This window comes from Aeromonas aquatilis (assembly GCF_054052405.1).
This window is the reverse complement of sequence record NZ_JBSTYP010000015.1, coordinates 43,449-68,059: the sequence shown is the minus strand read 5'-3', so window position 1 is coordinate 68,059 and position 24,611 is coordinate 43,449. Positions and strand designations below refer to the sequence as shown.

The following is a 24,611-nucleotide window of genomic DNA, read 5'->3' as shown; positions in this document are numbered from 1 at the left end:
AAGTTCCGCCGCAAGGCAGAGCACTCGAAGTTGGGAACGCAAGCATCATGGATCAGCCTCCCGCAATGGCGGTAAATAGGTGAAGTTCATCCCCGTCATTGAGACGGGTCTCGGCCCAGCGGCCACGGGGCAGCACGGCGCCGTTAAGGGCCACCGCCACCCCCTGTGGATTAACGTCTTGCGCCGCCAGCAGGTCGGCCACGCTCTGCCCTGCCGTCAGAGGCTGCGCTTTATCGTTGAGTCGAATGGTGAGGGTCATGGGGTGATCTCCTTATCGTGTGTCGGGCATCGCCGCTGTCCGCAGACCGGGCAATCGGGATCGGGGGCCAGAGTGAGGGTCTGCCACTGATGGGTCAAAGCATCGAAGCGGCGCAATGTGCCAGCGACCGGGCTCGGCATCCCGAGCAGCAGTTTCAATGCCTCCAGCGCCTGCAAGGAGCCCATCACCCCCACCAGCGGGCCGGTGACGCCGCTGGTCTCGCAGCTCTGGGCGAGCTTGGTATCCAGCGGATAGAGGCAGGCGTAGCAGGCGTGATCGCTGCTGGTACGCGCCATCAGCTGCCCCTGCCAACCCACTGCGGCGGCGGAGATCCAGGGCTTGCCCTGCTCCACGCAGGCGGCGTTGATGGCCTGACGGGTGGCGAGGTTGTCACAACAGTCGATCATCAGATCTACCTCGGCCACAAACTCCGGCAGGCTGGCGGCATCGAGTCGCTGGTTGATGGCGATCAGCTCCACCAGCGGGTTGTGGGCGGCCAAGCGCTCGCGGGCCAACTCCGCCTTGGAGTGGTTGACTGACTCGCTATCGAACAGGATCTGGCGCGGCAAGTTGCTGGAATCGACCGTATCGCCATCGGCGAGCCACAAGGTGCCCACCCCGGCTCCGGCCAGATAGAGGGCCAGCGGCGAGCCAAGCCCGCCCAAGCCCACGATCAGCACGGATTTATCCTTGAGCCGTGCCTGCCCTTCTTCACCCACTTCCGCCAGCATCAGCTGGCGGCCGTATCGCAGATACTCTTTGTCACTAAGAGACGCACCATCAGAGCGCATGTTCAGCCTCCCGTATAACGGTGGCCGAACGCGGCTCATCACCCGCCCCCACGGCGGCGAGCAGCCGTTCGGTCGCCCCCTGCCAGTCATCGCTGGCAGTGATGGCCGAGACCAACGCGATGCTGCCGACCCCGCTTGCCTTGACCGCCGCCACCCGCTCCTCGCTGATGCCGCCGATGGCGACAGTCGGCCACTCCGTCATCAGGGCGCGGTAGCGGTGCAGCCGCACTAGCCCCTGCGGGCGTGAGGGCATCGCCTTGGTGTTGGTCGGGAAGATATGGCCGAGCGCGATATAGGAGGGGGCGAGCTCGCGCGCCCGCATCAGCTCGAAGTAGCCGTGGGTGGAGATGCCAAGGCGCAGCCCGGCCGCCTGAATGGCGGCGAGATCGGCGGTCTCCATATCCTCCTGCCCCAGATGCACGCCCCAGGCGCCCGCCTCGATGGCCTGCTGCCAGTAGTCGTTGATAAAGAGCCGCGCCCCATGACGGCGACCAAGCTCAACCGCATCGCGAATGGCCGGTGCTACCTGAGCGGCGGGCAGATTCTTGATCCGCAGCTGGATGGTCTTGACCCCCTGCCCCAGCAGGCGGCGCAGCCACTTGACCGAGTCCACCACCGGATAGAGACCGAGGTTGTGTTCAGTCGGCGCGAAGGGGCCCTGCGGCAGGCGGGCGCTGCTTGTCTCATAAAGCCCGAAGCGGCGATCGAGGGTTGAACCCGCCAATACGGCGCGGGGGAAGTGGGCAAGACTGCTTGGCCAGCCAAGATGGGCGATGGGCCCAGGGCCTGCCCCCACTCCTTGCGCCGCCGCCAGCCCCTGTTGCAAGTAGGCGCGAGCGAGGGTGATGGCATCCTCCACCGGATAATCCTGCGCCACCACGGCGGCGATGGCGCTGGCGTAGCAGCAGCCGGTGCCGTGGCCGTGGCGGGTATTCAGGCGCGGTGCCGCCAGCCAGAACTCGCGGGTCTCATCCTGGTAGTAATCGAGGCAGAGATCGCCACTCCACTCCAGATGGCCCCCCTTCACCAGCACGGCGCGGGCGCCGAGTTCACGCAGACGGCGGGCGGCGAGGCGCACCAGTTCGGGGCTGCTGACCGGCAGTCCGGTCAGGGCTTCCAGCTCGGGGCCGTTGGGGGTAATAAGCGACAGACGTGGCAGCAGCTGTTCACGCACCGCCTCCAGCATATTGGGCTCCGCCATCGGGGTGCCGCTGCTGGCGATGGCCACCGGGTCGTAGACCACGAAGGGGGCCTCGATGGCAGCCAGTCGACGGGCCAGCACCTCCACATGGAGCCGGGTCGGCAGCAGACCGATCTTGATGGCGGCAGGCGGCAGATCGACGCCGAGGGCGTCGATCTGGGCGGTGAAGGTCTGCATCAGCACGGGGTCAACCATCTTCACCGCCACCGAGTTCTGGGCGGTAATGGCGGAGATGACCGAGCAGCCGTGCACGCCAAGGTCGTGCAATGTGTGCAAGTCGGCCTGAATACCGGCGCCACCGCCGGAGTCTGAACCGGCGATGGTCCAGACCACAGGCTGCGAGTCCGTCACAGGCGGCAGATCGGCGGGGCTGACAGCCCCGCTTGCGCTGCTCACGCCTCCTCCCCTGCGGCCTGTTTCAGCGCCGCCGCCTGATGGTAGATCTCGCCGCCAGTCTCCTTGAAGGTCTCCGCCATGCGGGCCATGCCGCTCTCCACCTGAGCCACCACCTGCTCCTGCTGGCCATCCATGCCGACCAGCCTGATCTCAACGGCTTCCAATTTCGCCGCGTAATCGCGCACGTCCTGAGTGATCTTCATGGAGCAGAACTTGGGCCCGCACATGGAGCAGAAGTGGGCCACCTTGCCGGACTCCTGCGGCAGGGTTTCGTCGTGGTAGGCGCGAGCGGTGTCGGGGTCGAGGGCCAGATTGAACTGATCCTCCCAGCGAAACTCGAAGCGCGCCTTGGACATGGCGTTGTCGCGGATCTGGGCCCCCGGGTGGCCTTTGGCAAGGTCAGCGGCGTGGGCGGCGATCTTGTAGGTGATGAGCCCCTGCTTCACATCCTCCTTGTTGGGCAGCCCCAGATGCTCCTTGGGAGTGACGTAGCAGAGCATGGCGCAGCCGTACCAGCCGATGAGCGCGGCGCCGATGCCGGAGGTGAAGTGATCGTAACCGGGCGCGATGTCGGTGGTGAGCGGGCCCAGCGTATAGAACGGAGCCTCGTGGCAGTGCTCCAGCTGCTCGGTCATGTTGCGCTCGATCATGTGCATCGGCACGTGACCCGGCCCCTCGATCATCACCTGCACGTCGTATTCCCACGCGATCTTGGTCAGCTCGCCCAGAGTGCGCAGCTCGGCGAACTGGGCCTCGTCGTTGGCGTCATAGACGGAGCCGGGGCGCAGACCGTCGCCCAGCGACAGGGCCACGTCATAGGCGGCGCAGATCTCGCAGATGTCGCGAAAGTGCTGGTAGAGGAAGTTTTCCTTGTGGTGGGAGAGGCACCACTTGGCCATGATGCTGCCGCCGCGCGACACGATGCCGGTGAGGCGCTTGGCGGTCATCGGCACGAAGCGCAGCAGGACGCCGGCGTGGATGGTGAAGTAGTCCACCCCCTGCTCGGCCTGCTCCAGCAGGGTGTCGCGGAACAGCGCCCAGGTAAGGTCTTCGGCGATGCCGTTGGTCTTCTCCAGCGCCTGATAGATGGGCACGGTACCGATGGGGACAGGGCTGTTGCGCAGGATCCACTCGCGGGTCTCGTGGATGTAGCGACCGGTGGAGAGATCCATGACGGTGTCGGCGCCCCAGCGGGTCGACCAGACCAGCTTCTCCACCTCCTCTTCGATGCTGGAGGTGACCGCCGAGTTGCCGATGTTGGCGTTGATCTTCACCAGGAAATTGCGGCCGATGATCATCGGCTCCGCTTCCGGGTGGTTGATGTTGCTGGGGATGATGGCGCGACCGGCGGCCACCTCATCGCGCACAAATTCGGGGGTGATATTTTCCGGCAGACGGGCACCGAAATCGCGGCCCGGATGCTGGGTGCGCAACAGCTCGGAGCGCACCCGCTCGCGCCCCATGTTCTCGCGGATGGCGATAAATTCCATCTCGGGAGTGACGATACCGGCGCGAGCGTAGTGGAGCTGGGTCACCCGGCGGCCCGGCTTGGCACTGCGCGGCTTTGGCAAGTGCTCGAAGCGCAGGTGATCCAGCCCCTCGTCGGCCAGCCGCTCCTGAGTGAAGGTGGAGCTGAGCCCCGGCAGTTCGTCGGTGTCATCCCGCTCCAGCACCCAGTTCTCCCGCAGGCGCGGCAGGCCGCGGCGCACGTCGATGGCGACCCCCTCCTCGCCGTAACGGCCCGAGGTGTCGTAGACCGGCACCGGCTCGTTGGGCTCGAATTGGGGATTTTCTTTGGTGCCGCCGACGAAGGTGTCGGCCAGCTGGATCTCCCGCAGGGGCACACGGATATCGGCGCGGGAGCCTTCGATAAAGATGCGGCGGGAGTTGGGGTGAGCCATCCCCTTGAGGCTGTCGATAAAGGCCTGAGCGCTGGAGCGCTGCTCGCGGCGGCTGGATTTGGTAGTATCAGATACGGAAGTAGACATAGCAAAACTCACATTAACTGGTTGAAGTTATGGGTGTTTGCTTGTCTGGAGTTCGAGGAGAAGATGAACTTGCGGCGGGGTGTTTATCTCGGGAGGGAGTGCGCGCGGGATGGATCTCCGCGCTGCTGTACTGCCCCTTCCCGCTCTCTGCACGCTGTGGGCAAGGCACCCCACGTGCTGGAAAACCGGACGGGACAGACTCCCTCCTGTGCGCCCTAACCCATCAAGGGTGATCCCTTCGATGAGCGGAAGAGGCTTGTACCTCCCCCGGCGCGGTAACCCGCAAGTTACCCTTGTTCCCTTCGCAGGTTTTAACCTGATCAGGTTCCACGGATCCCGAATTAACGGTCTCAGCTTCGCGTCGTTCGACGGTCAGCACTCCGACAAGATGGCGCCAGTATAAGGGGGAAAATCTAAAGCACAAGCCGTTAACAAGATGGGGCAATCCTCCTCCGGATTGATGACAAGGACTTCGCTTAAGCGACCCTGTTCATCGCGGCTCAGCACCAGCGCACTCCCTTCGTGCAGATCGGCGGCCGAACCGTTGACCCAGCGCACCTGCGGATTGAGTGGCACAGTGCCCAGGGTGGCCAGCGTGAGCTGCCGGTCATCGAAGGATTGCAGGCGATCTTGCGCCCGCTGCCAGGGCTGATTGGCCAGCGGGGCTCTGGCGGCCAGCAGCTCAATGCGGGTGGCAACGCCATCAGCCACCAGCAGAGCGAGCTGGTCGCCGGGTTTGAGTGGCTGCGGCCAAATCTCCCCCTGCCGCCAGACGACGGCACTGCCCAGCTCCACTTCGGCCCCCTGAAATTGCAGGCGGATACCATCGCTGTGCTCCAGCTCCACCAGCCACAATTCGTCAGCTCCCGCCTGCGCCGCCCAGAGCGGTACACTCAGCATCCATGCACACCACTTTCTCGATTGTTCCATCTTCGTTCGTCCCTGAACAAAAAGCCCATGCTGGACAAGCATGGGCTTCATTCGGGAGCATTTCTAATCGGAACGCAGAGATCGGATCAGTCATCCTCGCGGCAGCGGCTCAGGCGCATGCCGTCAAACTTGCATTCCAGCTCGAGCCAGCGCCCTTCGAACGGCGCCAGACTGTTGTCCGAGGTGGTGTAGCCCCAGATCCGCCCCCCTTCGACCGGCCCCTCCAGATCCATCTCGTCCTTGTCATCTTCGTCGAGGGCTTCGACCTTGCGTACATAGCGCACGCCGTTCTCCACCACCCCCTTCATCTCGACCCAGGTACCGCCGAGATCATCCTCGTTGAGCCAATCCTTGAAACGGGTCTGGTCGTCGATCACGAACGGCAGACCGTTGACCATCAACTGGCCAAGCTGCCAGGTGGTGCGGCCGGTCAGTTTGAATTCGGTCGCCTGTGCGGTTCCAAGTGGCAACAAGATCAACAGCAGGAGGGCGCAGAGAGACTTCTTCATCAGGGATCCTCGGGGTTACACTGGCAAACAGGATGCCGAATCCGGTGTGAAAAGAGCGTGAAACGCTCACCAACCAGGAGAGCAAAGCATGAAGATTTTGGTAGTGGAAGACAATCCTCAGGTGGCGGAAACCATCATGGATTATCTGGAGCTGGCCGGTCACCGTCTCGATTGTGCCTATCACGGTCAGGCGGCGCTGCAACTGCTGGAGGAGCAGCGTTTCGACGTCATCATCATGGATGTGATGATGCCGCGCCTCGATGGCCTCAGCACGGTGGCGCGCCTGCGCGAGCAGGGGATTGCCACCCCCGTACTGTTTCTCACCGCCCGCGACAGCCTGGAAGACAAGCTGGCAGGCTTCAAGGCGGGAGGGGATGACTATCTGGTCAAGCCGTTCGCCATGGAGGAGCTGGAGGTGCGGCTGCAAGCCCTCAGCATGCGCGGCCCTCGTGGCGATGTGGGGGCCATCAGCTTTGGCGATCTGACGGTCGATGTCGCCAGCGGCCGCGCCACCCGCGCCGGTGAGCCCCTCAAGCTCGGCAAGATCCCGTTCCAGATCCTCGCGCTGCTGGCCCGCCGAGCTCCCGCCATCGTCAGCCGTCAGGAGGTGCTCGACACCGTCTGGGGGGACGAGGAGCCCGACTCCGATGCCCTGCGCAGCCACATCTACGCCCTGCGCAACGCGCTCGACAAACCCTTCCCCACTCCCATGCTGGAGACCCTGCACGGTCAGGGCTACCGACTGGTGAGCGCATGAGCCTGCCGAGCCTTCGCCGCCGCCTGATCATGGCGCTCGGCGGCGCCGGGGTGGTGCTGCTGATCCTGCTCTCCGGCCTGATGCTGGTGGCCGAGGACAAGATGGAGGAGCTGAGCCTGCGCCACTGGTTGGAGGCGGAGGTGACCCGCTACAGCGATGACTGGCTGCGCCTCGGGGGGGCGGCCCCCCCCCCCCCCCCCCCCCCCCCCCACATCTCGTTTGCCAGGGGCGAGTGAGGTTGTGGCGAACGTTTCCAAGAGGTTTGCATGAATCATTTCGAGCTGTTTGGGCTGGTTGAAGGCTTCGAGCTCGATACCCGTCAGTTGGCTGATACCTACCGCCAGCTGCAAACCCAATTCCATCCTGATCGTTTTGCCACGGCCCCCGAACGGGAGCAGCTGGCTGCGGTGCAACGTGCCGCCCAGATCAACGAAGCATTCACCACCCTCAAGGCGCCGCTGCGCCGTGCCGAATATCTGCTCTCCCTGCGTGGCACCGATATCCGTGGTGAACAGCAGACTCTGCAAGATACCGCGTTTCTGATGCAGCAGCTGGAGTGGCGCGAGCGTCTGGCCGATCTGAAAGATGACGCAGACCCTGAGCGCGCCATCAAGGATTTTCGCCGCGAGATCAGGCATGATCACCAGTTGTTGATGCAGCAGCTGACCGAGTCTCTTGCCGCCGGTAAAGATCTCGTTGCCGCTGATTGCGTTCGCAAACTCAAGTTTGTCGACAAGCTCCTCGAAGAGCTGGAACGATTCGAAGACTCGCTTCTCGAGTCTTGATCCTTTAACGCTGGAAGTTTCATTACCCATGGCATTACTGCAAATCGCCGAACCCGGCCAGAGCGCTGTTCCTCATCAGCACAAACGTGCCGTCGGCATCGATCTCGGCACCACCAACTCTCTCGTCGCTGCGGTTCGCAGCGGTCACGCCGATACCCTTTGCGATGAGCAAGGGCGCGACCTGCTCCCGTCAGTGGTGCACTATCAAAGCGACGCTATTCGAGTCGGGATTGATGCCAAGCGCGAAGCGGCACTCGATCCTCACAACACCATCGTCTCGGTCAAACGGATGATGGGCAAGGCGCTGGCCGATATCGATACCCGCCAGCAGCCTTACCAGTTTGTTGCCGCCGACAATGGCATGCCGCAACTGCAAACCCGTCAGGGGCTGATCAATCCGGTGCAGGTCTCGGCCGAAATACTCAAAAAGCTGGCCGAGCGTGGCGCCGCCTCGCTGGGGGGCGATCTCGACGGCGTGGTCATTACCGTGCCTGCCTATTTCGATGATGCCCAGCGTCAGGGCACCAAGGATGCGGCCCGTCTGGCCGGTCTGCTCGTATTGCGCTTGCTCAACGAGCCGACCGCGGCCGCGATTGCCTATGGCCTTGACTCCGGTCAGGAAGGGGTGATCGCGGTTTACGATCTGGGGGGAGGTACCTTCGATATCTCAATCCTGCGGCTGCACCGCGGTGTCTTTGAAGTGATGGCGACCGGCGGTGATTCTGCCCTTGGTGGCGATGATTTCGATCATCTGCTGGCGGACTGGATCAAGGAGCAAGCCGGTTTGACCGGCGAGCTGGATGCCCATCTGCAGCGCGAGCTGCTGGATGTGGCCGCTGCCGTCAAGCATGGTCTGACCGATGCCGAGCAGGTGGCGTGCACCTTTGCGGGCTGGCAGGGATCAGTGAGCCGCAGCCAGTTTGATGAGCTCATCACCCCGCTGGTGAAACGGACCTTGCTGGCTTGCCGTCGCGCTCTGCGCGATGCGGATCTTGAGCAGGTGGAAGTGCTGGAAGTAGTGATGGTCGGTGGCTCTACCCGGGTGCCTTTGGTGCGTGAACTGGTGGGTGAATTCTTCCAACGTACGCCGCTGACCAGCATCGATCCGGACAAGGTGGTCGCCATCGGTGCCGCCATCCAGGCCGACATTCTGGTGGGCAACAAGCCCGATGCCGAGATGCTGCTGCTGGACGTTATCCCCCTGTCGCTGGGTCTGGAGACCATGGGTGGCCTCGCCGAGAAGGTGATCCCGCGCAACACCACTATTCCGGTGGCCCGTGCCCAGGAGTTCACCACCTTCAAGGATGGTCAGACAGCCATGGCTATCCACGTGGTACAGGGTGAACGCGAACTGGTCGCCGATTGCCGCTCCCTGGCCTGCTTTACCCTGACCGGTATTCCGCCGATGGCCGCCGGTGCCGCCCATATTCGCGTCACCTTCCAGGTGGATGCGGATGGTCTGCTCTCGGTCAGCGCCATGGAGAAATCCTCCGGCGTACAAGCCGAGATCCAGGTCAAGCCCTCCTACGGGCTGGCGGAGCAGGATATCCTCAACATGCTGAGCGCCTCCATCGAGAACGCCCAGCAGGATATGGATGCCCGCATGCTGGCCGAGCAGCAGGTTGAAGCCGACCGGGTGGTCGAGAGCCTCAATGCGGCGCTGGCCGCCGATGGCGATGCACTGCTGAACGCAGCCGAACGTGCCGAGATTGATGCCGCCATCGCCCATCTGCTGACCATGCGCAACGCAGGCTCAACCAATCAAATCAAAGAAGCCATTGAGGCGGCAGATGCTGTCAGTGGCGAGTTTGCAGCCCGCCGGATGGATGCCTCCATCCGCAAGGTGCTGACCGGACAAAACGTCAACAAGGTGTAATATGCCAAAACTGATCATTCTTCCTCATCCCGTACTCTGTCCGGATGGCGCCGCCCTCGAGGGGCAAAGCGGCGAGACCATTCTGGATGTGGCGCTGCGCAATGGTATCGAGATCGAGCATGCCTGTGAGAAATCCTGTGCCTGCACTACCTGCCACTGCGTGGTGCGCGAGGGCTTTGACTCTCTCGAGCCAAGCGACGAACTGGAAGACGACATGCTGGACAAGGCGTGGGGGCTGGAGCCGGAATCCCGTCTTAGTTGCCAGGCAAAACTGGCGGACGAGGATCTGGTGGTGGAACTGCCCAAGTACACCCTGAACCTTGCCTCTGAACGCCATTAATTACACATGAGTGAATTGCACCTGCAGCATCCTGTGGTGCTTCAGTGATATGGTGGAAGGCCGTGACCCTCGGGGGTACGGCCTTTTTTGTATTCGTTATTCTCTCTTTGCCAATAAGCTCTTTCCCATAAAGAGTGCTTATACATAGTGCCAGTAAAAAGGAAGCAAACACGATGGCTGACATGATGAAGGTAGCGTTATCCACCCAGGCTGCGGCCGCCTATTGGGGCGAGGGCGCCCAGCTCAGTTTCAATGGCGACGAGGCACTGATCCATCTTGGTGCTGCCGGTCAGGAGAAGGATGTTCTGCGCACCGTTCAGCGCGCCGCCCGTCGCCTCGAATCGAGCGGGATCAAGCGGGTGATGCTGGTCGGTGAAGGCTGGGATCTGGAGCGTCGCTACGCGTTCGCCCAAGGGTTCTACGCCGCCAAGGGTGCGCGTGAACTGGATTTCGGCCAGCAGAGCGATGCGGACGCCCGTGAACTGGATGCGCTGCTCAAGGCAGCTCGCTGGGTACGTGACATCACCAATGGCTGTCCGGAAGAGATCTACCCCATGAGTCTGGCGGAATCGGCCCTGTTACTCATTCGTGGTATCGCCGGGGATCAGGTCACAGCCCGCATCACCGCCGGTGAAGCGCTGCGCGAGTCCGGCCATATCGGGGTCTGGTCGGTTGGCCGTGGTAGCGAGCGTGAGCCTGTGCTGCTGGAGCTCGACTACAACCCGACCGGTGATCGCAATGCGCCCGTGGTGGCGGCGCTGGTGGGCAAGGGGATCACTTTCGACTCCGGTGGCTACTCCATGAAGTCCTCAGACAACATGCTGCCGATGAAGTCCGACATGGGCGGCGCTGCCATGGTGACCGGCGCGCTGGCGCTGGCCATCAGTCGTGGTTTGAACCAGCGGGTGAAGCTCATTCTCTGCTGCGCCGAGAACCTGGTCTCCGGCCACGCCTTCAAGCTGGGCGACATCCTTACCTACAAGAACGGGGTTTCGGTCGAGATCCAGAACACCGATGCGGAAGGTCGTCTGGTGCTGGCCGATGGCTTGATGGCGGCCTCCGACAGTGGTGCGGCTTATATCCTTGACGCAGCCACCTTGACCGGCGCCGCCAAGATGGCGCTGGGGCGCGATTACAATGCGGTGTTTGCCCTCGATGAGACCGAACAGCAGCGCGCGTTGGCCGCCGCCAAGGTGGAAAACGAGCTGGCGTGGGCGCTGCCGCTGGAGCCCTGGCATGCCAGCCAGCTCACCTCGGCTTTTGCCGATCTGGGCAACGTCGCCTCGGCCGAAGGCACGGCCGGTGCCACCACGGCTGCTGCGTTCCTCTCCCGCTTCGTGCGTGATGAGGGCAAGGGCTGGGTGCACCTGGATCTGGCGGCCTCCTATCAGAAATCGGGTAACGATCTCTGGGCGACCGGTGCCAAGGGCCACGGTCTGCGCACTATCGCACGTTGGCTGCAGGAGGTGACTGTATGACTATCTGGTTAAGTCTGCTCTCGGGTGACGTACAGCTGGTTCATAACGCGACAGTTTGCGCGCTATCGGTCCTTCGTGGGCTGCAGGAGGTGACAGCATGAATGTCTGGTTGATCCGTGAATTTGCGCCGGCCGAGTGGGGGGAGGAGGCGCTGCTCTCTCACCGCGCCGACGGCATGGTGATCCATCTGGTGACGGCCAATCCGTTACTCGATATCCAGCAGGCGGCGCGTCGCCTCTGCCTGCAAGGGATCCAGAAAGTGACCCTGGCTGGCCACTGGGAGCGTGAGCAGCAGTGGGCCTTTGCCCAAGGGCTGCAAACCCCCAAGGCCGAGGTGCAACTGCAGTGGGCCATGTCCTCGGAAGAGGACAGAGAGGAGCTGGAAGCGCGTTGGCTCTGTGGTCGCTGGGTGCGCGAGATGACCAATGCAACCCCGGAGCAGCTGGGCCCGCTGGAGCTGGCGGTGGAAGCGGCCTCCTTTATTACCGAGCTGGCGCCGGACAAGGTGAGCCATCGCATTTTGAAAGGCGAAGCGCTGCAACAGGCTGGATGGGTGGGCCTCTATCAGGTGGGTCGCGGTAGTGCGCGCGAGCCGGTGCTGCTGGAGCTTGACTTCAATCCGGGGCGGGATCCCAAGGCGCCGGTGGCGGCAGCGCTGGTGGGCAAGGGGATCACCTTTGACTCCGGCGGCTACTCCATGAAGAGCTCCGAGGGGATGCTCACCATGAAGTGTGACATGGGGGGCGCGGCAATTGTCACCGGTGCGCTAGCGCTTGCCATGCTGCGCGGGCTCGACAAGCGGGTGAAGCTGATCCTCTGCTGCGCAGAGAACCTGGTCTCCGGTCACGCCTACAAGCTGGGGGATATCCTCACTTACAAGAACGGCACCACGGTCGAGATTGTGAATACCGACGCCGAAGGGCGGCTGGTGCTGGCAGATGGCCTGCAATTGGCGAGCGACAGCGGCGCACCGCTGGTCATCGATGCCGCCACCCTGACCGGCGCCGCTGTGATGGCGTTGGGGGGGCGCTACAATGCCCTGTTTGGCCTCGACAAAGGGTTGGTGAGCCGGGCCATGACCTATGCCGATGCCGAGCAGGAGCCAGCCTGGCCGTTGCCGCTGGAGCCCTGGCACCGCCAGCAGTGCCCCTCCCATTACGCCGACACGGCCAACAGTCGTCCGGTGAAGGGGGGCGGACCGGGTGGCGCCTCCAACGCGGCGGGCTTCCTCTCCCGTTTCGTTGCCAACGAAGGGATGGGCTGGCTGCATATCGATCTGGCCGCCTGCTTCAGTGACAACGGCGATGCCCTCTGGGCGCCGGGGGCCAATACCCTGGGGATGCGTACCATAGCGCGGGCCCTGCTGGCGGAAGCCAGATAAACGAGACAAGGCACCTTCGGGTGCCTTTTTCATGCTGTTTGAATTGTGAGCAAAAGATGGGGTTTTGGCGGTTTAAGGTAACTATCGTGCGCAAGCGCACATATTTTTCGGCTCCGCTCGGTCAAGATGAGTGTGGATGTTGATTTCAAGGGGGTGGTGTTTAATAAAAAGTTGCCTGTTTGTGTGTTTTTTCCGGTTTTGTTTACGTATAATCGCCAGCGAAAATGGATTCTAACAATAAATCTCTGTAGTTAAGGAAAGATATCAATGGCCATCGAACGTACCTTCTCTATCGTCAAACCGGATGCTGTCAGCAAGAACCTGATCGGTGAGATCTACCACCGCATGGAAAGCGCTGGCCTGACCATCATTGCCGCCAAAATGCTGCGTCTGACCAGCGACCAGGCCGCGGGTTTCTACGCCGAACATCAAGGCCGTCCTTTCTATGATGCGCTGGTGACCTTTATGACCTCCGGTCCGGTCATGGTGCAGGTGCTGGAAGGGGAAAATGCCGTTCAGCGTTACCGTGATCTGATGGGGCTGACCAATCCCGAGCAAGCCCTGGCCGGTACCCTGCGTGCCTGCTTCGGCGAGAGCATCGACCGCAACGCGGTGCACGGTGCCGACAGCTTTGCCTCTGCCCAGCGTGAAATCGCTTACTTCTTCAGCGAAAACGAACTCTGCTCCCGCGACTAATCTCGCGACAGATACCTGCAAGGGAGCTTCGGCTCCCTTTGTTGTTTTCGCCGTTTACCCAATATCCCTCTATTCTCCAGGTGGAAAGCCAGACCCATTATTTGTACAATGCCGCCCCCTGACGTCGTCAGCCAATAATTGATGAAGTGTTTGAACTGAGGCCATTGATGAGCGAAACAAAAATCAACCTGCTGGATCTTGATCGGGATGCCATGCGTGCCTTTTTCGTCGAACTGGGCGAGAAGCCATTCCGGGCAGATCAGGTAATGAAGTGGATCTATCACTTTGGGTGTGATGATTTCGATCAGATGACCAACGTCAACAAGGTGCTCAAAGAGCGCCTCAAGGCGATCGCCGAGATCAAGGCGCCCGAGATCAGCCGCGAGCAGCGCTCTGCCGATGGCACCATCAAATGGGCCTTGCAGGTGGGTGATCAGGAAGTCGAGACCGTCTACATCCCGGAAGATGACCGCGCGACCCTCTGCGTCTCCTCCCAGGTGGGCTGTGCGCTGGAGTGCAAATTCTGCTCCACGGCCCAGCAAGGCTTTAACCGCAATCTGAAAGTCTCCGAGATCATCGGTCAGGTGTGGCGTGCTGCCCGCGTAGTCGGTGGCAAGCGCCCTATCACCAACGTGGTGATGATGGGGATGGGCGAGCCGCTGCTCAACCTCGCCAACGTGGTGCCTGCCATGCGTCTGATGATGGATGACTACGGCTTTGGCATCTCCAAGCGCCGGGTGACCATCTCCACCTCTGGTGTGGTACCGGCGCTGGACAAGTTGGGCGACCAGATTGACGTAGCGTTGGCCATCTCCCTGCACGCACCGAACGACAAGTTGCGCTCCGAGATCATGCCGATCAACGACAAGTACAACATCGAGGAGTTCCTCGCCGGTGTCCGTCGTTACCTCGAGAAGTCTAATGCCAACGGTGGTCGGGTGACCGTCGAGTATGTGCTGCTCGATCATATCAATGACGATATGCAGCATGCCCATGAGTTGGCCAAGGTGCTCAAGGATACCCCGAGTAAGATCAACCTGATCCCGTTCAACCCCTTCCCGGGCAACCCTTACGGAAAGCCGAGCAACAGTCGTATCGATCGCTTCTCCAAGGTGCTGATGGAGTACGGTTTCACCGTGATTGTCCGCAAGACCCGTGGTGATGACATCGATGCCGCCTGTGGTCAGCTGGTGGGTGACGTGATTGACCGTACCAAGCGAACTATCAAAAATCGGATGCAACAGGATGGGATTTCCGTCAAAATGGTTTAAATGCTAAGCCATTGTATAGACAGGGAATGGATACACGTACATTGATCGTAGTGGCAGCGCTCTGCGCGCTGCCAGGCTGTGTGACCGAGACCACTTACGCTGGCCAGAACTCGACCCAGCGTGAAGTGGGTCCTGACCTCAAGGCGGCTGCCCAAACCCGCCTCGACTTGGGTATCCAGTACCTGCGTCAGGGCAATGCCGAGCAGGCCAAGTTCAATCTTGACCGTGCCCTCCAGTATGACCCCTCCAACCCCCAGATCCAGATCGGTTTTGCCTACTTTTACCAGAAGGTAGGAGATTTCAAGGCAGCCGAGACCCATTACAAGAATGCCCTTGCCATGGATCCGTCCAATGCTGACGCAATGAACAACTATGGTGCCTTCCTCTGTGATCGCGGCAGGTATGCCGAGGCAGATCAGGCGTTCAACCAGGCTGTTATTCAGCCAGGCTACGTAAAAATTGCCGATACCTATGAAAATGCGGCACTTTGTGCGCTGCAAAATCGCAGAAATGATAAGGCAGGCGAGTACTATCGCCTGGCCTTGGGGTATAATCCCCGCAATCCAGGGTTATTGCTGGACTTGGCCGAGCTTTCCATGAAAGATGGCAAGCTGCCTGATGTGCAGTCCTACCTCGCCCGTTTTGCCGATGTGTCAGACGAGAACGAGGAGAGTCTCTGGTTGAGACTTCGGCTGGCGCAGGCGATGGACAAGCCGGCATTACTTCACCAATTCGGGACTGAGCTGGTAAGGCAATATCCCACTTCGCAACAAGCCAAGCGTTATTTAGCCAATGACTATTGAACAGCAACACGATTTCCAAGACGACTCCCAGGCAGTAGGCCCAGGCCAATTGCTGCGCAACGCCCGTGAACAGCTTGGCTGGACACGAGAACAGGTTGCGTCTCGCATTCACCTTCGTCTGACCCTGATCGCCGCTATCGAATCGGATACCTACGACAAGCACACGTCCCACACCTTTATTCGGGGCTATTTGCGTACCTACGCCAAGCTGGTCGGGATCCCCGACGAGACCATTCTGGCTGCTTACGACAAGCTGGGTCTGACTCCTCCCGACAATATCGACATGCAGAGTTTCTCCCGTCGCTCCCGCCAGCAAGCCAACGACAGTCGGCTCAAGGTGGTGACCTGGCTGGTGATCCTGGTGTTGATTGCGCTCTCGGTCGCCTGGTGGTGGCAGAGTACTTCCCGTCGCTCAGCCGGTGATGAAGCGCTGGCAGCCACCGAGATGAGTGCAACCGGTTCGACTCCGGCTGAACCTGCTATCACGCCGCCCGATGCGATCAACACCGCTCCGGTGGAAGGCGCAGCCATCGCACCGGCCGCCACGGACGTGGTTGCCCCTGCAGTGGTCTCCGATGCGACGGCTACCTTGGCGCCTACTTCTGCGGCTGTTGCCCCGACCGATGTCAGCGCGGCTGTCGGCACTGCGACCGATGCAGCGGTATCCGGCGCCAATGGCACCGAATCTGAAGAGGCTGTCGTTGATCCGGCGACTGCGCCGCAACTGAAGATGAGCTTCACCGCCGATTGCTGGCTGGATGTGAAGGATGCCAACGGCAAGACCCTGTTCAGTGGTCTGAAGAAGGCCAACGACGAGCTGGTGCTGGAAGGCGCCGAGCCCCTGAGGTTCATCATTGGCGCGCCCATGGCCGTCAAGCTTGACTACAAGGGTCAGTCGTTTGATATGAGCCGTTACAACAACGGTCGTACAGCCCGCTTCTCACTGCCGCAGGAGTAATCTGTTTCCCATGTCTTCTCACGAATCACCCATCATTCGTCGTAAATCCAGACAGATCATGGTTGGTAATGTACCGGTTGGGGGCGATGCCCCCATTACCGTGCAGACCATGACCAACACTAAGACCACAGATGTCGCCGCCACCATCGAGCAGATCCAGCGGATCGAGCGGGTCGGTGCCGATATCGTCCGTGTCTCCGTGCCCACCATGGAAGCGGCGGAAGCCTTCCGGCTCATCAAACAGCAGACCCGCATCCCCATCGTCGCCGATATCCACTTCGACTATCGCATCGCCCTGAAAGTGGCCGAGTACGGTGCCGACTGCCTGCGTATCAACCCGGGCAATATCGGCAATGAGCAGCGAGTGCGCTCGGTGGTCGATTGCGCGCGCGACCTCAATATCCCGATCCGTATCGGGGTCAATGGCGGGTCGCTGGAGAAAGATATCCAGGAGAAGTACGGCGAGCCGACCCCCGAAGCGCTGGTGGAATCCGCCATGCGTCACGTGGACTATCTCGATCGCCTCGATTTTCAGGATTTCAAGGTGAGCGTCAAGGCTTCCGATGTGTTCCTGGCGGTTGGCGCCTATCGCCTGCTGGCCAAGCAGATCGAGCAGCCGCTCCATCTGGGCATCACCGAAGCGGGCGGTTTCCGTGCCGGCGCAGTGAAGTCTGCCATTGGTCTGGGCATGCTGCTCACCGACGGAATCGGCGACACCCTGCGTATCTCGCTAGCGGCGGATCCGGTGGAGGAGGTGAAGGTCGGTTTCGACATCCTCAAGTCCCTGCGCATTCGCTCCCGTGGCATCAACTTTATCGCTTGCCCATCCTGCTCACGGCAGGAGTTCGATGTGATCGCCACTGTCAACGCACTGGAAGAGCGGCTCGAAGACATTATCACCCCGATGGATGTTTCCATCATCGGCTGTGTGGTGAATGGCCCGGGCGAAGCGCTGGTCTCCGACCTTGGTCTGGCGGGTGCCGCCAACAAGAGTGCCTTCTATGAAGGGGGCCAGCGGGTCGATCGGCTCGACAACAAGGATCTCATTCCAACTCTGGAGCGCCGCATTCGCGCCCGCGCCGCCATGCTGGATCCCGCTAACCGGATCCCGATGGACAAGGAGTGAGCGAAACAGGGCCACATTGGGTGGCCCTTTTTCCAGGTGACTGATTTTAAATCCCGCATCCGGATTCCCTGATTTTACCTTGGGGGGGAAAATCCCTATAATGCGGCCAAATTTTACCTCTTTTTCTCGAGTATCAACGTGGCAAAACAGATCCAAGCTATTCGCGGTATGAATGATTGCCTGCCGGAGCAGAGCCCGGTATGGCAGAAGGTTGAACAGATCCTGCGCCAGGTCGTTGCCAGCTATGGCTACAGCGAAGTGCGCATGCCGATTGTCGAGCAGACTCATCTGTTCAAGCGCGCCATCGGTGAAGTGACCGACGTGGTCGAAAAAGAGATGTACACCTTTGAAGACCGTAACGGCGACAGCCTGAGCCTGCGTCCGGAAGGGACCGCCAGCTGTGTCCGCGCCGGTATCGAGCACGGTCTGCTCTACAACCAGGAACGCCGGATGTGGTACATGGGCCCCATGTTCCGTCACGAGCGTCCCCAGAAGGGCCGTTACCGCCAGTTCCACCAGTTCGGTGTCGAGCTGTTCGGCATCAACGGGCCGGACATTGACGCTGAACTGATCATGCTGACCCACCGCCTGTGGCGTCTGTTTGGCATCAGCGAGCATGTCACCCTGCAGCTCAACACCCTGGGCCAGAGCGCCGAGCGTGCCGCTTACCGCGATGCGCTGGTGGCCTATCTGGAGCGGTACAAGGATCAGCTGGACGAAGAGAGCCAGCGCCGCATGTACAGCAACCCGCTGCGGGTACTCGACTCCAAGGATGAAAAGGTGCAGGCCATTTTGGCGGGTGCCCCGCGTCTGTTCGACCATCTGGGCGAAGAGAGCCTGGCCCACTTCGAGGGGCTCAAGCGCCTGCTCGAGTCTGCCGGTATCAAATACGAAGTGAACGAGCGTCTGGTGCGTGGTCTTGACTACTACAACCTGACCGTGTTCGAGTGGGTCACCAGCAGTCTGGGTGCCCAGGGCACCGTCTGTGCCGGTGGCCGCTACGATGGTCTGGTGGAGCAGCTGGGTGGTCAACCGACCCCGGCCGTGGGCTTTGCCATGGGCATGGAGCGTCTGGTGCTGATGCTGGATACCCTCGAGCTCAACGCCGATATCCGCCCGGCGGTGGATGTTTATCTGGCGATGGTGGGCGAGGGGACCGAACAGGCTGGCTTCCAGCTGGCCGAGCGTCTGCGCGATGCCCTGCCGGACCTGCGCCTGATGAGCCACTGCGGTGGTGGCAACTTCAAGAAACAACTCAAACGTGCCGACAAGAGCGGCGCGGCAATCGCCCTGATCCTTGGTGAGACCGAGGTGCAAAACGGGGAGATCACTATCAAATATCTGCGTGGTCAGGCCGAGCAACAGACCGTCAAGGTTGACGCCGCCATTGCCCTGCTGGCAGCCAAAGGAGAGTAAGCTGTGGAAGTCTATACCACCGAAGAACAACAGGTTGAGGTTATCAAGGAGTGGTGGAAAGAGAATGGAACCTCGGTGATTGCCGGGACCGTGATCGGTCTGGTCGGTCTGTTCGGCTGGCGCTATTACAACCAGCACCAGCAAGAGACCATGGAGGCCTCCTCCCACTCTTACAACCAGGTGATTGAGCAGCTGGCCAAGGGCGATGCCGCCGGTTTCGAGCAGGCACAGCAGTTTGTCACCGCCAACAAGGGTGACTCCTACGGTGAACTGGCCGCGTTGCAACTGGCTGCCGCTGCCGTCAAGGCGGGCAAGCTGGATCTGGCTGTCGAGCAGCTGGAGCTGGTAGCGACCACGGGTGACGAGAGCATTCGTCCCATCGCGGCGCTGCGTCTGGCCCGTGTGCTGAATGATCAGGGCAAGGCAGATGAAGCACTGGCCAAGCTGGCGACCATCCAGAATGAGGCCTTCAAGGCGCAGGTAGCCGAAGCCCGTGGTGATGTGCTGCAAAAGCAGGGCAAGACCGAAGAGGCTCGTGATGCCTATCAGGCGGCGGCGGATGCCGGCGGCCTGCAGGGTAGCGCCGAGCTCAAGCTGAAAATGGACGATCTGGCCCTGCCGGCCGTTGCGACTGGTGAGGCACCGGATGCGTAATCTATTCAAGATGGTGGCGCTGGGGGCTGCGGTCTCCTTCGCTCTGCAGGGTTGCTCCCTGTTCAGTTCGGAAGAGGATCTCAACCCGATGGCGCCGCTGCCCAAGGTTGAATCTGCCTTCACGGCCGACACCGCATGGTCATCTACTGTGGGTGATGGTATCGGTGACTTCTACTCCCAGCTCAAGCCGGTGGTGGAAGAAGATCGCATCTACGCGGCGGCCCGCGACGGCGATGTCAGCGCCTTTGACCGTGCCAGTGGCGATCGCCTCTGGACCGTCGATCTGGCCGACCTGCCGGTCAACGCCGACAAGCGTAGCGCTCGTCTCTCCGGTGGCCTGGTTTCCCGTTACGGCAAGCTGTTCCTCGGCTCCGAGAACGGGGTGGTCTACGCCCTGAACGAAGAGAATGGCGAAGTGCTGTGGCAGACCAATGTGCCCGGCGAAGTGGTGGCAAGCCCCGCGGTGGAAGATGGCCGCGTGGTGGTATTGACCACCTCCGGTCGCCTGATCGCGCTCGACACTGATGAAGGCAAGATGCAGTGGTCGCTCTCCGAAGAGCAGCCGCCGCTGACCCTGCGCAGTGCCGGTGCACCGGTGATCACCAACGGCGCCGTGATTTACGGTCGTGCCGATGGCAAGGTGGGCATCGCGCTGCTGAGCAATGGCCAGCCGGTGCGCCAGTCCAAGGTGGCTGATCCGCGCGGTGCCACCGAGCTGGACCGCATGGTTGACGTCGATGCCAGCCCGCTGATCGCCGGTGATGAGCTCTACGCCATCGCCTACAACGGTCAGCTGATGGCACGCAAACTGATGACCGGCGATGAAGTGTGGAAGCGCAAGTATTCCGGCTATCGCGATCTGGCGATGACCGGTAATGCCATCGTGCTGACCGACAGTCGCAGCCACCTGTTTGCCATCGACCGTCGCAACGGTCTGGAGCTGTGGTCCAACACCCAGCTGGAAAATCGTACCGTCACTGCACCTGTCATCTTCGGTGACTATGTGGTGGTGGGTGATGTGGAAGGATACCTGTATTGGCTTGATCGTACCGACGGTACCATCAAGGCGATGCAGCAGCTCGATAGCAGTGGTCTCTATGCCGCCCCGCTGGTGGATGGCGAGACCCTGTATGTGCAGAGCCGTGACGGCAAGTTGTACGCCCTCAAGCGTCCTTGATCGTCCGATAATGTGAATATCCGGCTCCTGGTCTTCGGACCCGGAGCCTTTGTCGTCTTGAGAATGAGGCTTTTATGACTCCTGTAGTAGCCCTGGTGGGCCGCCCCAACGTGGGGAAATCCACCCTGTTTAACCGCTTGACCCGTACTCGGGATGCCCTGGTTGCCGATTTTCCCGGTCTGACCCGGGACCGTAAATACGGTCAGGCGAAGTTGGGCGAGCTGGAATTTATCGTGGTCGATACCGGTGGTATCGATGGCACCGAAGAGGGGATTGAGCTGAAGATGGCCGAGCAATCCCTGCTGGCCATCGAAGAAGCGGACGTCGTGCTGTTCATGGTTGATGCCCGTGCCGGTCTGACCGCGGCGGATCAAGCCATCGCCGAACACCTGCGCAAGGCCCACAAGAAAGTATTTCTGGTGGCCAACAAGACCGATGGCATCGATGGTGATTCCGCGGTTTCCGAGTTCTATGGTCTGGCGCTGGGCGAGGTCTACCAGATCGCGGCCGCCCACGGTCGTGGCGTGCTGAGCCTGCTGGAACTGGCCCTGGCTCCCCATCTGGAGACCCTGGTCGACGCCGCTACCGATGAAGATGCGCAGGATGAGGATGAGGATGAGGAAGAGGAGGACTTCGACGAAGAAGCCCTGCTGCGCATGGTAGCCGCTGGTGATTTGGATACCAGAGAAGATACCAAAGAGACCCCGTTTGCCGACCTGCCCATCAAATTTGCCATCGTCGGTCGCCCTAACGTCGGTAAATCGACTCTGACCAACCGCATGCTGGGTGAAGATCGGGTCATCGTCTATGACATGCCCGGCACCACCCGCGACTCCGTCTACATTCCGATGGAGCGTGACGAGCAGAAGTACGTCATTATCGACACCGCCGGTGTCCGTCGTCGTGGCAAGGTGCACGAGACGGTGGAGAAGTTCTCCGTCATCAAAACCCTGAAAGCCATCGAAGATGCCAACGTCTGCCTGCTGGTGATCGATGCCCAGGAGACCATCACCGATCAGGACTTGAGCATTCTTGGCTTCGTGCTCCACTCCGGCCGCTCCGTGGTGCTGGTGGTGAACAAGTGGGATGGCTTGGATCAGAAGGTGAAAGAGGATGTGAAGAACGAGCTGGATCGTCGCTTGGGCTTCATCGACTTCGCGCGCGTCCACTTCATCTCTGCCCTGCACGGCAGCGGTGTCGGCCACCTGTTTGAATCCATTCAGGAGGCTTACCAGTCCGCCACCCGTCGTACCAGCACGGCGATGCTGACCCGTATCATGCAGATGGCGCAGGAAGATCACCAGCCGCCGATGGTTAACGGTCGCCGCGTCAAGCTCAAGTATGCCCACGCCGGTGGCTATAACCCGCCGCGCATCGTGATCCACGGCAACCAGCTGAACGATTTGCCGGATTCCTACAAGCGTTACCTGATGAACTACTTCCGCAAGTCCCTCAAGATCATGGGCTCGCCGATCCGGGTCGAGTTCCAGGAGTCGGTCAACCCGTTTGAAGGCAAGAAGAACACCATGACCCTGAGTCAGGAACGTCAGCGCAAACGCCTGCTGAAGATGAAGAAGAAATAAGTCCTTGCGGCTGCCCTCACCGGCAGCCGCTTTGTTATTCCCCCTGCAGTGGCGTGATGTCCGGCGGGGAGGGGAACCCGCCATGGGCAAGCCCATCGCAGGTTCACTTTATGAGGAGTCGACAATGGAAGCTTTGCTTTGCCCGTCATGCCAGGCTGAACTGGATACCCGCAGCAAGGAACAGACCTGTAGTCAGTGCCAGGCGCCTGTTCGCATCACGGCTATCTGTCCCACCTGCCAGCAGGAGCTGGAGCGGCTCAAGGCGTGCGGTGCGGTGGATTACTTCTGCAACCACTGCAACTCGCTGATCTCCAAGCGGACGGTACAGTTCAAGGCTGCGCTGGTGTAAGGTGGTTATCAGACGTTGATGAAGATAAAAAACCCGGCTAATGCCGGGTTTATGCTGTGTGCTCTGCAATAAGCAGAGTATAGGATCGATTTCTGCGCCACAGGTTGCGCTTGACGTCATTAAGCTTGAGTTTTCTTCTGGGGCTCCAGCTGCACTTCACTTTTCTGACCAGACTGATTTTTCTACGTTTTTGCATTTTGGTCTCCTCCCAACTGGGTGGCCGTCCCGGCCTTGGGTCATTGATGGAGCCCATCCGAAATTGCTGTTATTTAATCTCTCAACATAATGAAAACAATGCGATTTCGGATAGGCTCCGATGCAATTGGATGTTAACAGAGAAGTTTGCGTGAAAACAGCCGAATAATGGCTGGTTAGCGCATGGTGATCTGATTGACCACTTCGGCGATGGCGGTGGGGCGCTCGGCCAGCTCGGGCTCGCTGTCGTTGTCGAGACTCTCCCGCTGATGTGCCTTCTGCTGCTCGTTGTCGAGCCAGAGCAGACTCTGGTAATACTGGCGCACGTTGTTGACATAGTTGCGCGCCTCGCTGCCACGGGCATAGCCGTAACGTACCTTGCGGTGCCAGCGCGCTTGCTGCAGCAGCGGCAGCACCTCTTTCACGTCGCTCCAGGCGTCGGGATTCTTGCCGAGCTCTTTGGTCAGGCGGCGGGCGTCCATCATGTGGCCGTAACCGATGTTGTAGGCGGTGAGGGCAAACCACACCTTCTCGTCATCGGGCACCGAATCCGGTACCTTCTCCATCATTTGTTGCAGATAGAGGGAGCCACCCTTGATGCTCTCTTCCGGATGAAGCCGGTCGTTGACTCCCATCGCCTTGGCAGTGGGCTCGGTCAGCATCATCATGCCGCGCACGCCGGTGTAGGAGCGGGCCTGCGGGTCCCAGTGGGACTCCTGATAGCTGATGGCGGCCAGCAGGCGCCAGTCGATATTCTTGGCGTGGGTCTGGAACAGCGGTTGGTACTTGGGCAGCAGGCTCTTGGCGCGCTTGAGGAAGGTACGGGTATCGACAAAGTCGAAGTTCTGCACGTGGCCGAAGTACTTCTCGTCTAGCTTGGCGATGGCACCATCCATAAAGCGCTGACCGAAGAAGTCGATCACGCTGGCATAGAGGCTGTCATCGGGCAGCTTGCTCATGGCCCAGGCAACGGTCTGCTTCTGGGCCAGGGTCAGCCCCTCGGTGAGCTCCGGGTAGTAGCGCTGGGTACGGGCCAGCACGGTATCCTGCACCACCGTGTAGTCAATCTTGCCATCCACCACCTGCTTGAGCAGCTCCTCCACATCGGCGTTGTCGCTGGTGCTCCAGGCTAGTTTCGGATTCTCTTTGCTCATCTCTTTGAGCAGATCTTCACCGGTGGAGCCGGCGGCCACCACCAGCTTGCCCTTGATATCGTTCAAAGAGGCCGGCTTGGGTTTGCCGTTGCGGTAGACCAGTTTGGGGGAGACCTGGTAGAAGCCCGGGCCGAAGCGAAACAGCTCGCGTCGCTCGGGAGTGACCATGATGGCGGCAGCCGCCAGATCGAGTTTGCCCTTTTTCAGCAGGGTGACCAGTTGGTCAGTGGTGTCGACCGGGATGATGGTGAGTTTCACCCCCAACCAGTCGGCATAATTTTGCGCCAGCTCGTAATCGAACCCCTGGGCGAGGTCGTCACGCTGGTAATAGGAGGTGGGACCATAGATGGTGCCAACCCGGATCTCGCCTCGCTGGCGGATCTGCTCCAGCTGGCTGGAGGGGCTATAGAAGTCGCAGCCAAACAGCGTCAGCGTCAACAATAGCCCGATAAACAGTCGAAAAATGCAGCGCAAGTAGGTGAGTACCTTTGTTGAAAAAATCGGCATTTGTCAAAAAAGAGGCACCTTTATACCAGAG

General features: G+C 60.7%; 23 protein-coding genes, 1 pseudogene and 1 riboswitch. Of the genes and pseudogenes, 17 read left to right on the top strand and 7 right to left on the bottom strand.

The genetic code is table 11. From position 1 onward, the window contains the following. Window positions 1–52: 52 nt before the first annotated feature. From thiS to ACW5W8_RS07905, 6 genes are all read right to left on the bottom strand, one after another. The gene (gene thiS / locus ACW5W8_RS07930) at window positions 53–259 is read right to left on the bottom strand and encodes a sulfur carrier protein ThiS (RefSeq protein WP_069555221.1); all 207 of its coding nucleotides are present in this window, start codon (window positions 257–259) and stop codon (window positions 53–55) included. Continuing rightward, a complete protein-coding gene (locus ACW5W8_RS07925; protein WP_498627231.1) occupies window positions 256–1,050 on the bottom strand; it encodes a HesA/MoeB/ThiF family protein in 795 nt (264 codons plus the stop codon). The genes thiS and ACW5W8_RS07925 overlap by 4 nt, the downstream gene beginning before the upstream one ends. Then, entirely contained in the window at window positions 1,040–2,647 is a 1,608-nt protein-coding gene (gene thiE, locus ACW5W8_RS07920) for a thiamine phosphate synthase (protein WP_498627230.1), read from the bottom strand. Before thiE ends, ACW5W8_RS07925 begins: the two co-directional genes overlap by 11 nt. Next, window positions 2,644–4,635, bottom strand: coding sequence for a phosphomethylpyrimidine synthase ThiC (thiC, locus tag ACW5W8_RS07915; RefSeq protein ID WP_498627229.1), 1,992 nt, complete (start codon window positions 4,633–4,635; stop codon window positions 2,644–2,646). Before thiC ends, thiE begins: the two co-directional genes overlap by 4 nt. Before the next feature lie 280 nt (window positions 4,636–4,915). Further along, window positions 4,916–5,028, bottom strand: a riboswitch (TPP riboswitch). Then, on the bottom strand, window positions 5,008–5,565 hold the full coding sequence (locus ACW5W8_RS07910) for a hypothetical protein (RefSeq protein WP_498627227.1): 558 nt from the start codon (window positions 5,563–5,565) through the stop codon (window positions 5,008–5,010). (Overlaps the previous riboswitch by 21 nt.) Window positions 5,566–5,651: 86 nt before the next feature. After that, window positions 5,652–6,074, bottom strand: coding sequence for a hypothetical protein (locus tag ACW5W8_RS07905; RefSeq protein ID WP_040096408.1), 423 nt, complete (start codon window positions 6,072–6,074; stop codon window positions 5,652–5,654). An 88-nt stretch (window positions 6,075–6,162) separates the two neighbouring features. On the opposite strand from ACW5W8_RS07905, the gene ACW5W8_RS07900 reads away from it, so the two are divergent. From ACW5W8_RS07900 to ACW5W8_RS07820, 17 genes and pseudogenes are all read left to right on the top strand, one after another. Then, the gene (locus tag ACW5W8_RS07900; protein WP_498627226.1) at window positions 6,163–6,831 is read left to right on the top strand and encodes a response regulator transcription factor; all 669 of its coding nucleotides are present in this window, start codon (window positions 6,163–6,165) and stop codon (window positions 6,829–6,831) included. Beyond that, window positions 6,828–7,031 (top strand): annotated as a pseudogene (locus tag ACW5W8_RS07895) (sensor histidine kinase); the annotation flags it as partial. The gene ACW5W8_RS07900 and the pseudogene ACW5W8_RS07895, both read left to right, overlap by 4 nt. Window positions 7,032–7,097: 66 nt before the next feature. Continuing rightward, window positions 7,098–7,616: a co-chaperone HscB gene (gene hscB, locus ACW5W8_RS07890; protein WP_498627224.1), complete on the top strand. Its 519-nt coding sequence runs from the start codon at window positions 7,098–7,100 to the stop codon at window positions 7,614–7,616. A 28-nt stretch (window positions 7,617–7,644) separates the two neighbouring features. Next, the gene (hscA, locus tag ACW5W8_RS07885; protein ID WP_498627223.1) at window positions 7,645–9,492 is read left to right on the top strand and encodes a Fe-S protein assembly chaperone HscA; all 1,848 of its coding nucleotides are present in this window, start codon (window positions 7,645–7,647) and stop codon (window positions 9,490–9,492) included. 1 nt (window position 9,493) lies between these two features. Then, complete coding sequence (fdx, locus tag ACW5W8_RS07880) at window positions 9,494–9,832, top strand: ISC system 2Fe-2S type ferredoxin (protein ID WP_005333808.1); 339 nt, start codon at window positions 9,494–9,496, stop codon at window positions 9,830–9,832. A 173-nt stretch (window positions 9,833–10,005) separates the two neighbouring features. Beyond that, the gene (gene pepB, locus ACW5W8_RS07875; RefSeq protein ID WP_498627221.1) at window positions 10,006–11,310 is read left to right on the top strand and encodes an aminopeptidase PepB; all 1,305 of its coding nucleotides are present in this window, start codon (window positions 10,006–10,008) and stop codon (window positions 11,308–11,310) included. Window positions 11,311–11,407: 97 nt separating this feature from the next. Continuing rightward, window positions 11,408–12,691: an aminopeptidase PepB gene (gene pepB / locus ACW5W8_RS07870; RefSeq protein WP_498627219.1), complete on the top strand. Its 1,284-nt coding sequence runs from the start codon at window positions 11,408–11,410 to the stop codon at window positions 12,689–12,691. A 267-nt stretch (window positions 12,692–12,958) separates the two neighbouring features. Then, window positions 12,959–13,387 (top strand): nucleoside-diphosphate kinase, encoded by a 429-nt coding sequence (gene ndk / locus ACW5W8_RS07865; RefSeq protein ID WP_498627217.1) that lies wholly within the window; start codon window positions 12,959–12,961, stop codon window positions 13,385–13,387. Window positions 13,388–13,554: 167 nt separating this feature from the next. Beyond that, entirely contained in the window at window positions 13,555–14,658 is a 1,104-nt protein-coding gene (gene rlmN / locus ACW5W8_RS07860; protein WP_033136073.1) for a dual-specificity RNA methyltransferase RlmN, read from the top strand. Window positions 14,659–14,669: 11 nt separating this feature from the next. Next, the gene (gene tapF, locus ACW5W8_RS07855; RefSeq protein WP_085943024.1) at window positions 14,670–15,461 is read left to right on the top strand and encodes a PilW family type IVa pilus biogenesis/stability lipoprotein TapF; all 792 of its coding nucleotides are present in this window, start codon (window positions 14,670–14,672) and stop codon (window positions 15,459–15,461) included. Continuing rightward, window positions 15,451–16,419 (top strand): cytoskeleton protein RodZ, encoded by a 969-nt coding sequence (rodZ, locus tag ACW5W8_RS07850; protein WP_498627215.1) that lies wholly within the window; start codon window positions 15,451–15,453, stop codon window positions 16,417–16,419. The genes tapF and rodZ overlap by 11 nt, the downstream gene beginning before the upstream one ends. 10 nt (window positions 16,420–16,429) lie before the next feature. Further along, a complete protein-coding gene (gene ispG, locus ACW5W8_RS07845) occupies window positions 16,430–17,545 on the top strand; it encodes a flavodoxin-dependent (E)-4-hydroxy-3-methylbut-2-enyl-diphosphate synthase (protein WP_005333801.1) in 1,116 nt (371 codons plus the stop codon). Window positions 17,546–17,683: 138 nt separating this feature from the next. Further along, complete coding sequence (gene hisS, locus ACW5W8_RS07840; RefSeq protein WP_498627213.1) at window positions 17,684–18,961, top strand: histidine--tRNA ligase; 1,278 nt, start codon at window positions 17,684–17,686, stop codon at window positions 18,959–18,961. A 3-nt stretch (window positions 18,962–18,964) separates the two neighbouring features. Beyond that, window positions 18,965–19,615, top strand: coding sequence for a YfgM family protein (locus tag ACW5W8_RS07835; RefSeq protein WP_040066512.1), 651 nt, complete (start codon window positions 18,965–18,967; stop codon window positions 19,613–19,615). Then, window positions 19,608–20,792, top strand: a complete 1,185-nt coding sequence (gene bamB, locus ACW5W8_RS07830; RefSeq protein ID WP_005333796.1) for an outer membrane protein assembly factor BamB — start codon at window positions 19,608–19,610, stop codon at window positions 20,790–20,792. The genes ACW5W8_RS07835 and bamB overlap by 8 nt, the downstream gene beginning before the upstream one ends. A gap of 74 nt (window positions 20,793–20,866) precedes the next feature. Beyond that, complete coding sequence (gene der, locus ACW5W8_RS07825; protein WP_498627211.1) at window positions 20,867–22,375, top strand: ribosome biogenesis GTPase Der; 1,509 nt, start codon at window positions 20,867–20,869, stop codon at window positions 22,373–22,375. A 124-nt stretch (window positions 22,376–22,499) separates the two neighbouring features. After that, window positions 22,500–22,724, top strand: coding sequence for a zinc ribbon domain-containing protein (locus ACW5W8_RS07820; protein ID WP_498627209.1), 225 nt, complete (start codon window positions 22,500–22,502; stop codon window positions 22,722–22,724). Window positions 22,725–23,095: 371 nt separating this feature from the next. Here the strand turns inward: ACW5W8_RS07820 and mltF are convergent, their stop codons facing one another. Further along, window positions 23,096–24,580 carry a membrane-bound lytic murein transglycosylase MltF gene (gene mltF, locus ACW5W8_RS07815; RefSeq protein WP_498627208.1) on the bottom strand — a complete coding sequence of 495 codons (1,485 nt, stop codon included), beginning with the start codon at window positions 24,578–24,580 and terminating at the stop codon, window positions 23,096–23,098. Window positions 24,581–24,611: the final 31 nt, after the last annotated feature.

What these genes read in the sequence shown, in the direction of transcription:
- ACW5W8_RS07820 (WP_498627209.1), top strand. Translation starts at nt 22,500, where the DNA reads ATGGAAGCTTTGCTTTGCCCGTCATGCCAGGCTGAACTGGATACCCGC.
- pepB (WP_498627221.1), top strand. Translation starts at nt 10,006, where the DNA reads ATGGCTGACATGATGAAGGTAGCGTTATCCACCCAGGCTGCGGCCGCC.
- bamB (WP_005333796.1), top strand. Translation starts at nt 19,608, where the DNA reads ATGCGTAATCTATTCAAGATGGTGGCGCTGGGGGCTGCGGTCTCCTTC.
- ACW5W8_RS07900 (WP_498627226.1), top strand. Translation starts at nt 6,163, where the DNA reads ATGAAGATTTTGGTAGTGGAAGACAATCCTCAGGTGGCGGAAACCATC.
- rlmN (WP_033136073.1), top strand. Translation starts at nt 13,555, where the DNA reads ATGAGCGAAACAAAAATCAACCTGCTGGATCTTGATCGGGATGCCATG.
- thiS (WP_069555221.1), bottom strand. Translation starts at nt 259, where the DNA reads ATGACCCTCACCATTCGACTCAACGATAAAGCGCAGCCTCTGACGGCA.
- hscB (WP_498627224.1), top strand. Translation starts at nt 7,098, where the DNA reads ATGAATCATTTCGAGCTGTTTGGGCTGGTTGAAGGCTTCGAGCTCGAT.
- ACW5W8_RS07905 (WP_040096408.1), bottom strand. Translation starts at nt 6,074, where the DNA reads ATGAAGAAGTCTCTCTGCGCCCTCCTGCTGTTGATCTTGTTGCCACTT.
- ndk (WP_498627217.1), top strand. Translation starts at nt 12,959, where the DNA reads ATGGCCATCGAACGTACCTTCTCTATCGTCAAACCGGATGCTGTCAGC.
- mltF (WP_498627208.1), bottom strand. Translation starts at nt 24,580, where the DNA reads ATGCCGATTTTTTCAACAAAGGTACTCACCTACTTGCGCTGCATTTTT.
- pepB (WP_498627219.1), top strand. Translation starts at nt 11,408, where the DNA reads ATGAATGTCTGGTTGATCCGTGAATTTGCGCCGGCCGAGTGGGGGGAG.
- rodZ (WP_498627215.1), top strand. Translation starts at nt 15,451, where the DNA reads ATGACTATTGAACAGCAACACGATTTCCAAGACGACTCCCAGGCAGTA.
- ACW5W8_RS07925 (WP_498627231.1), bottom strand. Translation starts at nt 1,050, where the DNA reads ATGCGCTCTGATGGTGCGTCTCTTAGTGACAAAGAGTATCTGCGATAC.
- thiC (WP_498627229.1), bottom strand. Translation starts at nt 4,635, where the DNA reads ATGTCTACTTCCGTATCTGATACTACCAAATCCAGCCGCCGCGAGCAG.
- fdx (WP_005333808.1), top strand. Translation starts at nt 9,494, where the DNA reads ATGCCAAAACTGATCATTCTTCCTCATCCCGTACTCTGTCCGGATGGC.
- ACW5W8_RS07910 (WP_498627227.1), bottom strand. Translation starts at nt 5,565, where the DNA reads ATGGAACAATCGAGAAAGTGGTGTGCATGGATGCTGAGTGTACCGCTC.
- hscA (WP_498627223.1), top strand. Translation starts at nt 7,645, where the DNA reads ATGGCATTACTGCAAATCGCCGAACCCGGCCAGAGCGCTGTTCCTCAT.
- der (WP_498627211.1), top strand. Translation starts at nt 20,867, where the DNA reads ATGACTCCTGTAGTAGCCCTGGTGGGCCGCCCCAACGTGGGGAAATCC.
- ispG (WP_005333801.1), top strand. Translation starts at nt 16,430, where the DNA reads ATGTCTTCTCACGAATCACCCATCATTCGTCGTAAATCCAGACAGATC.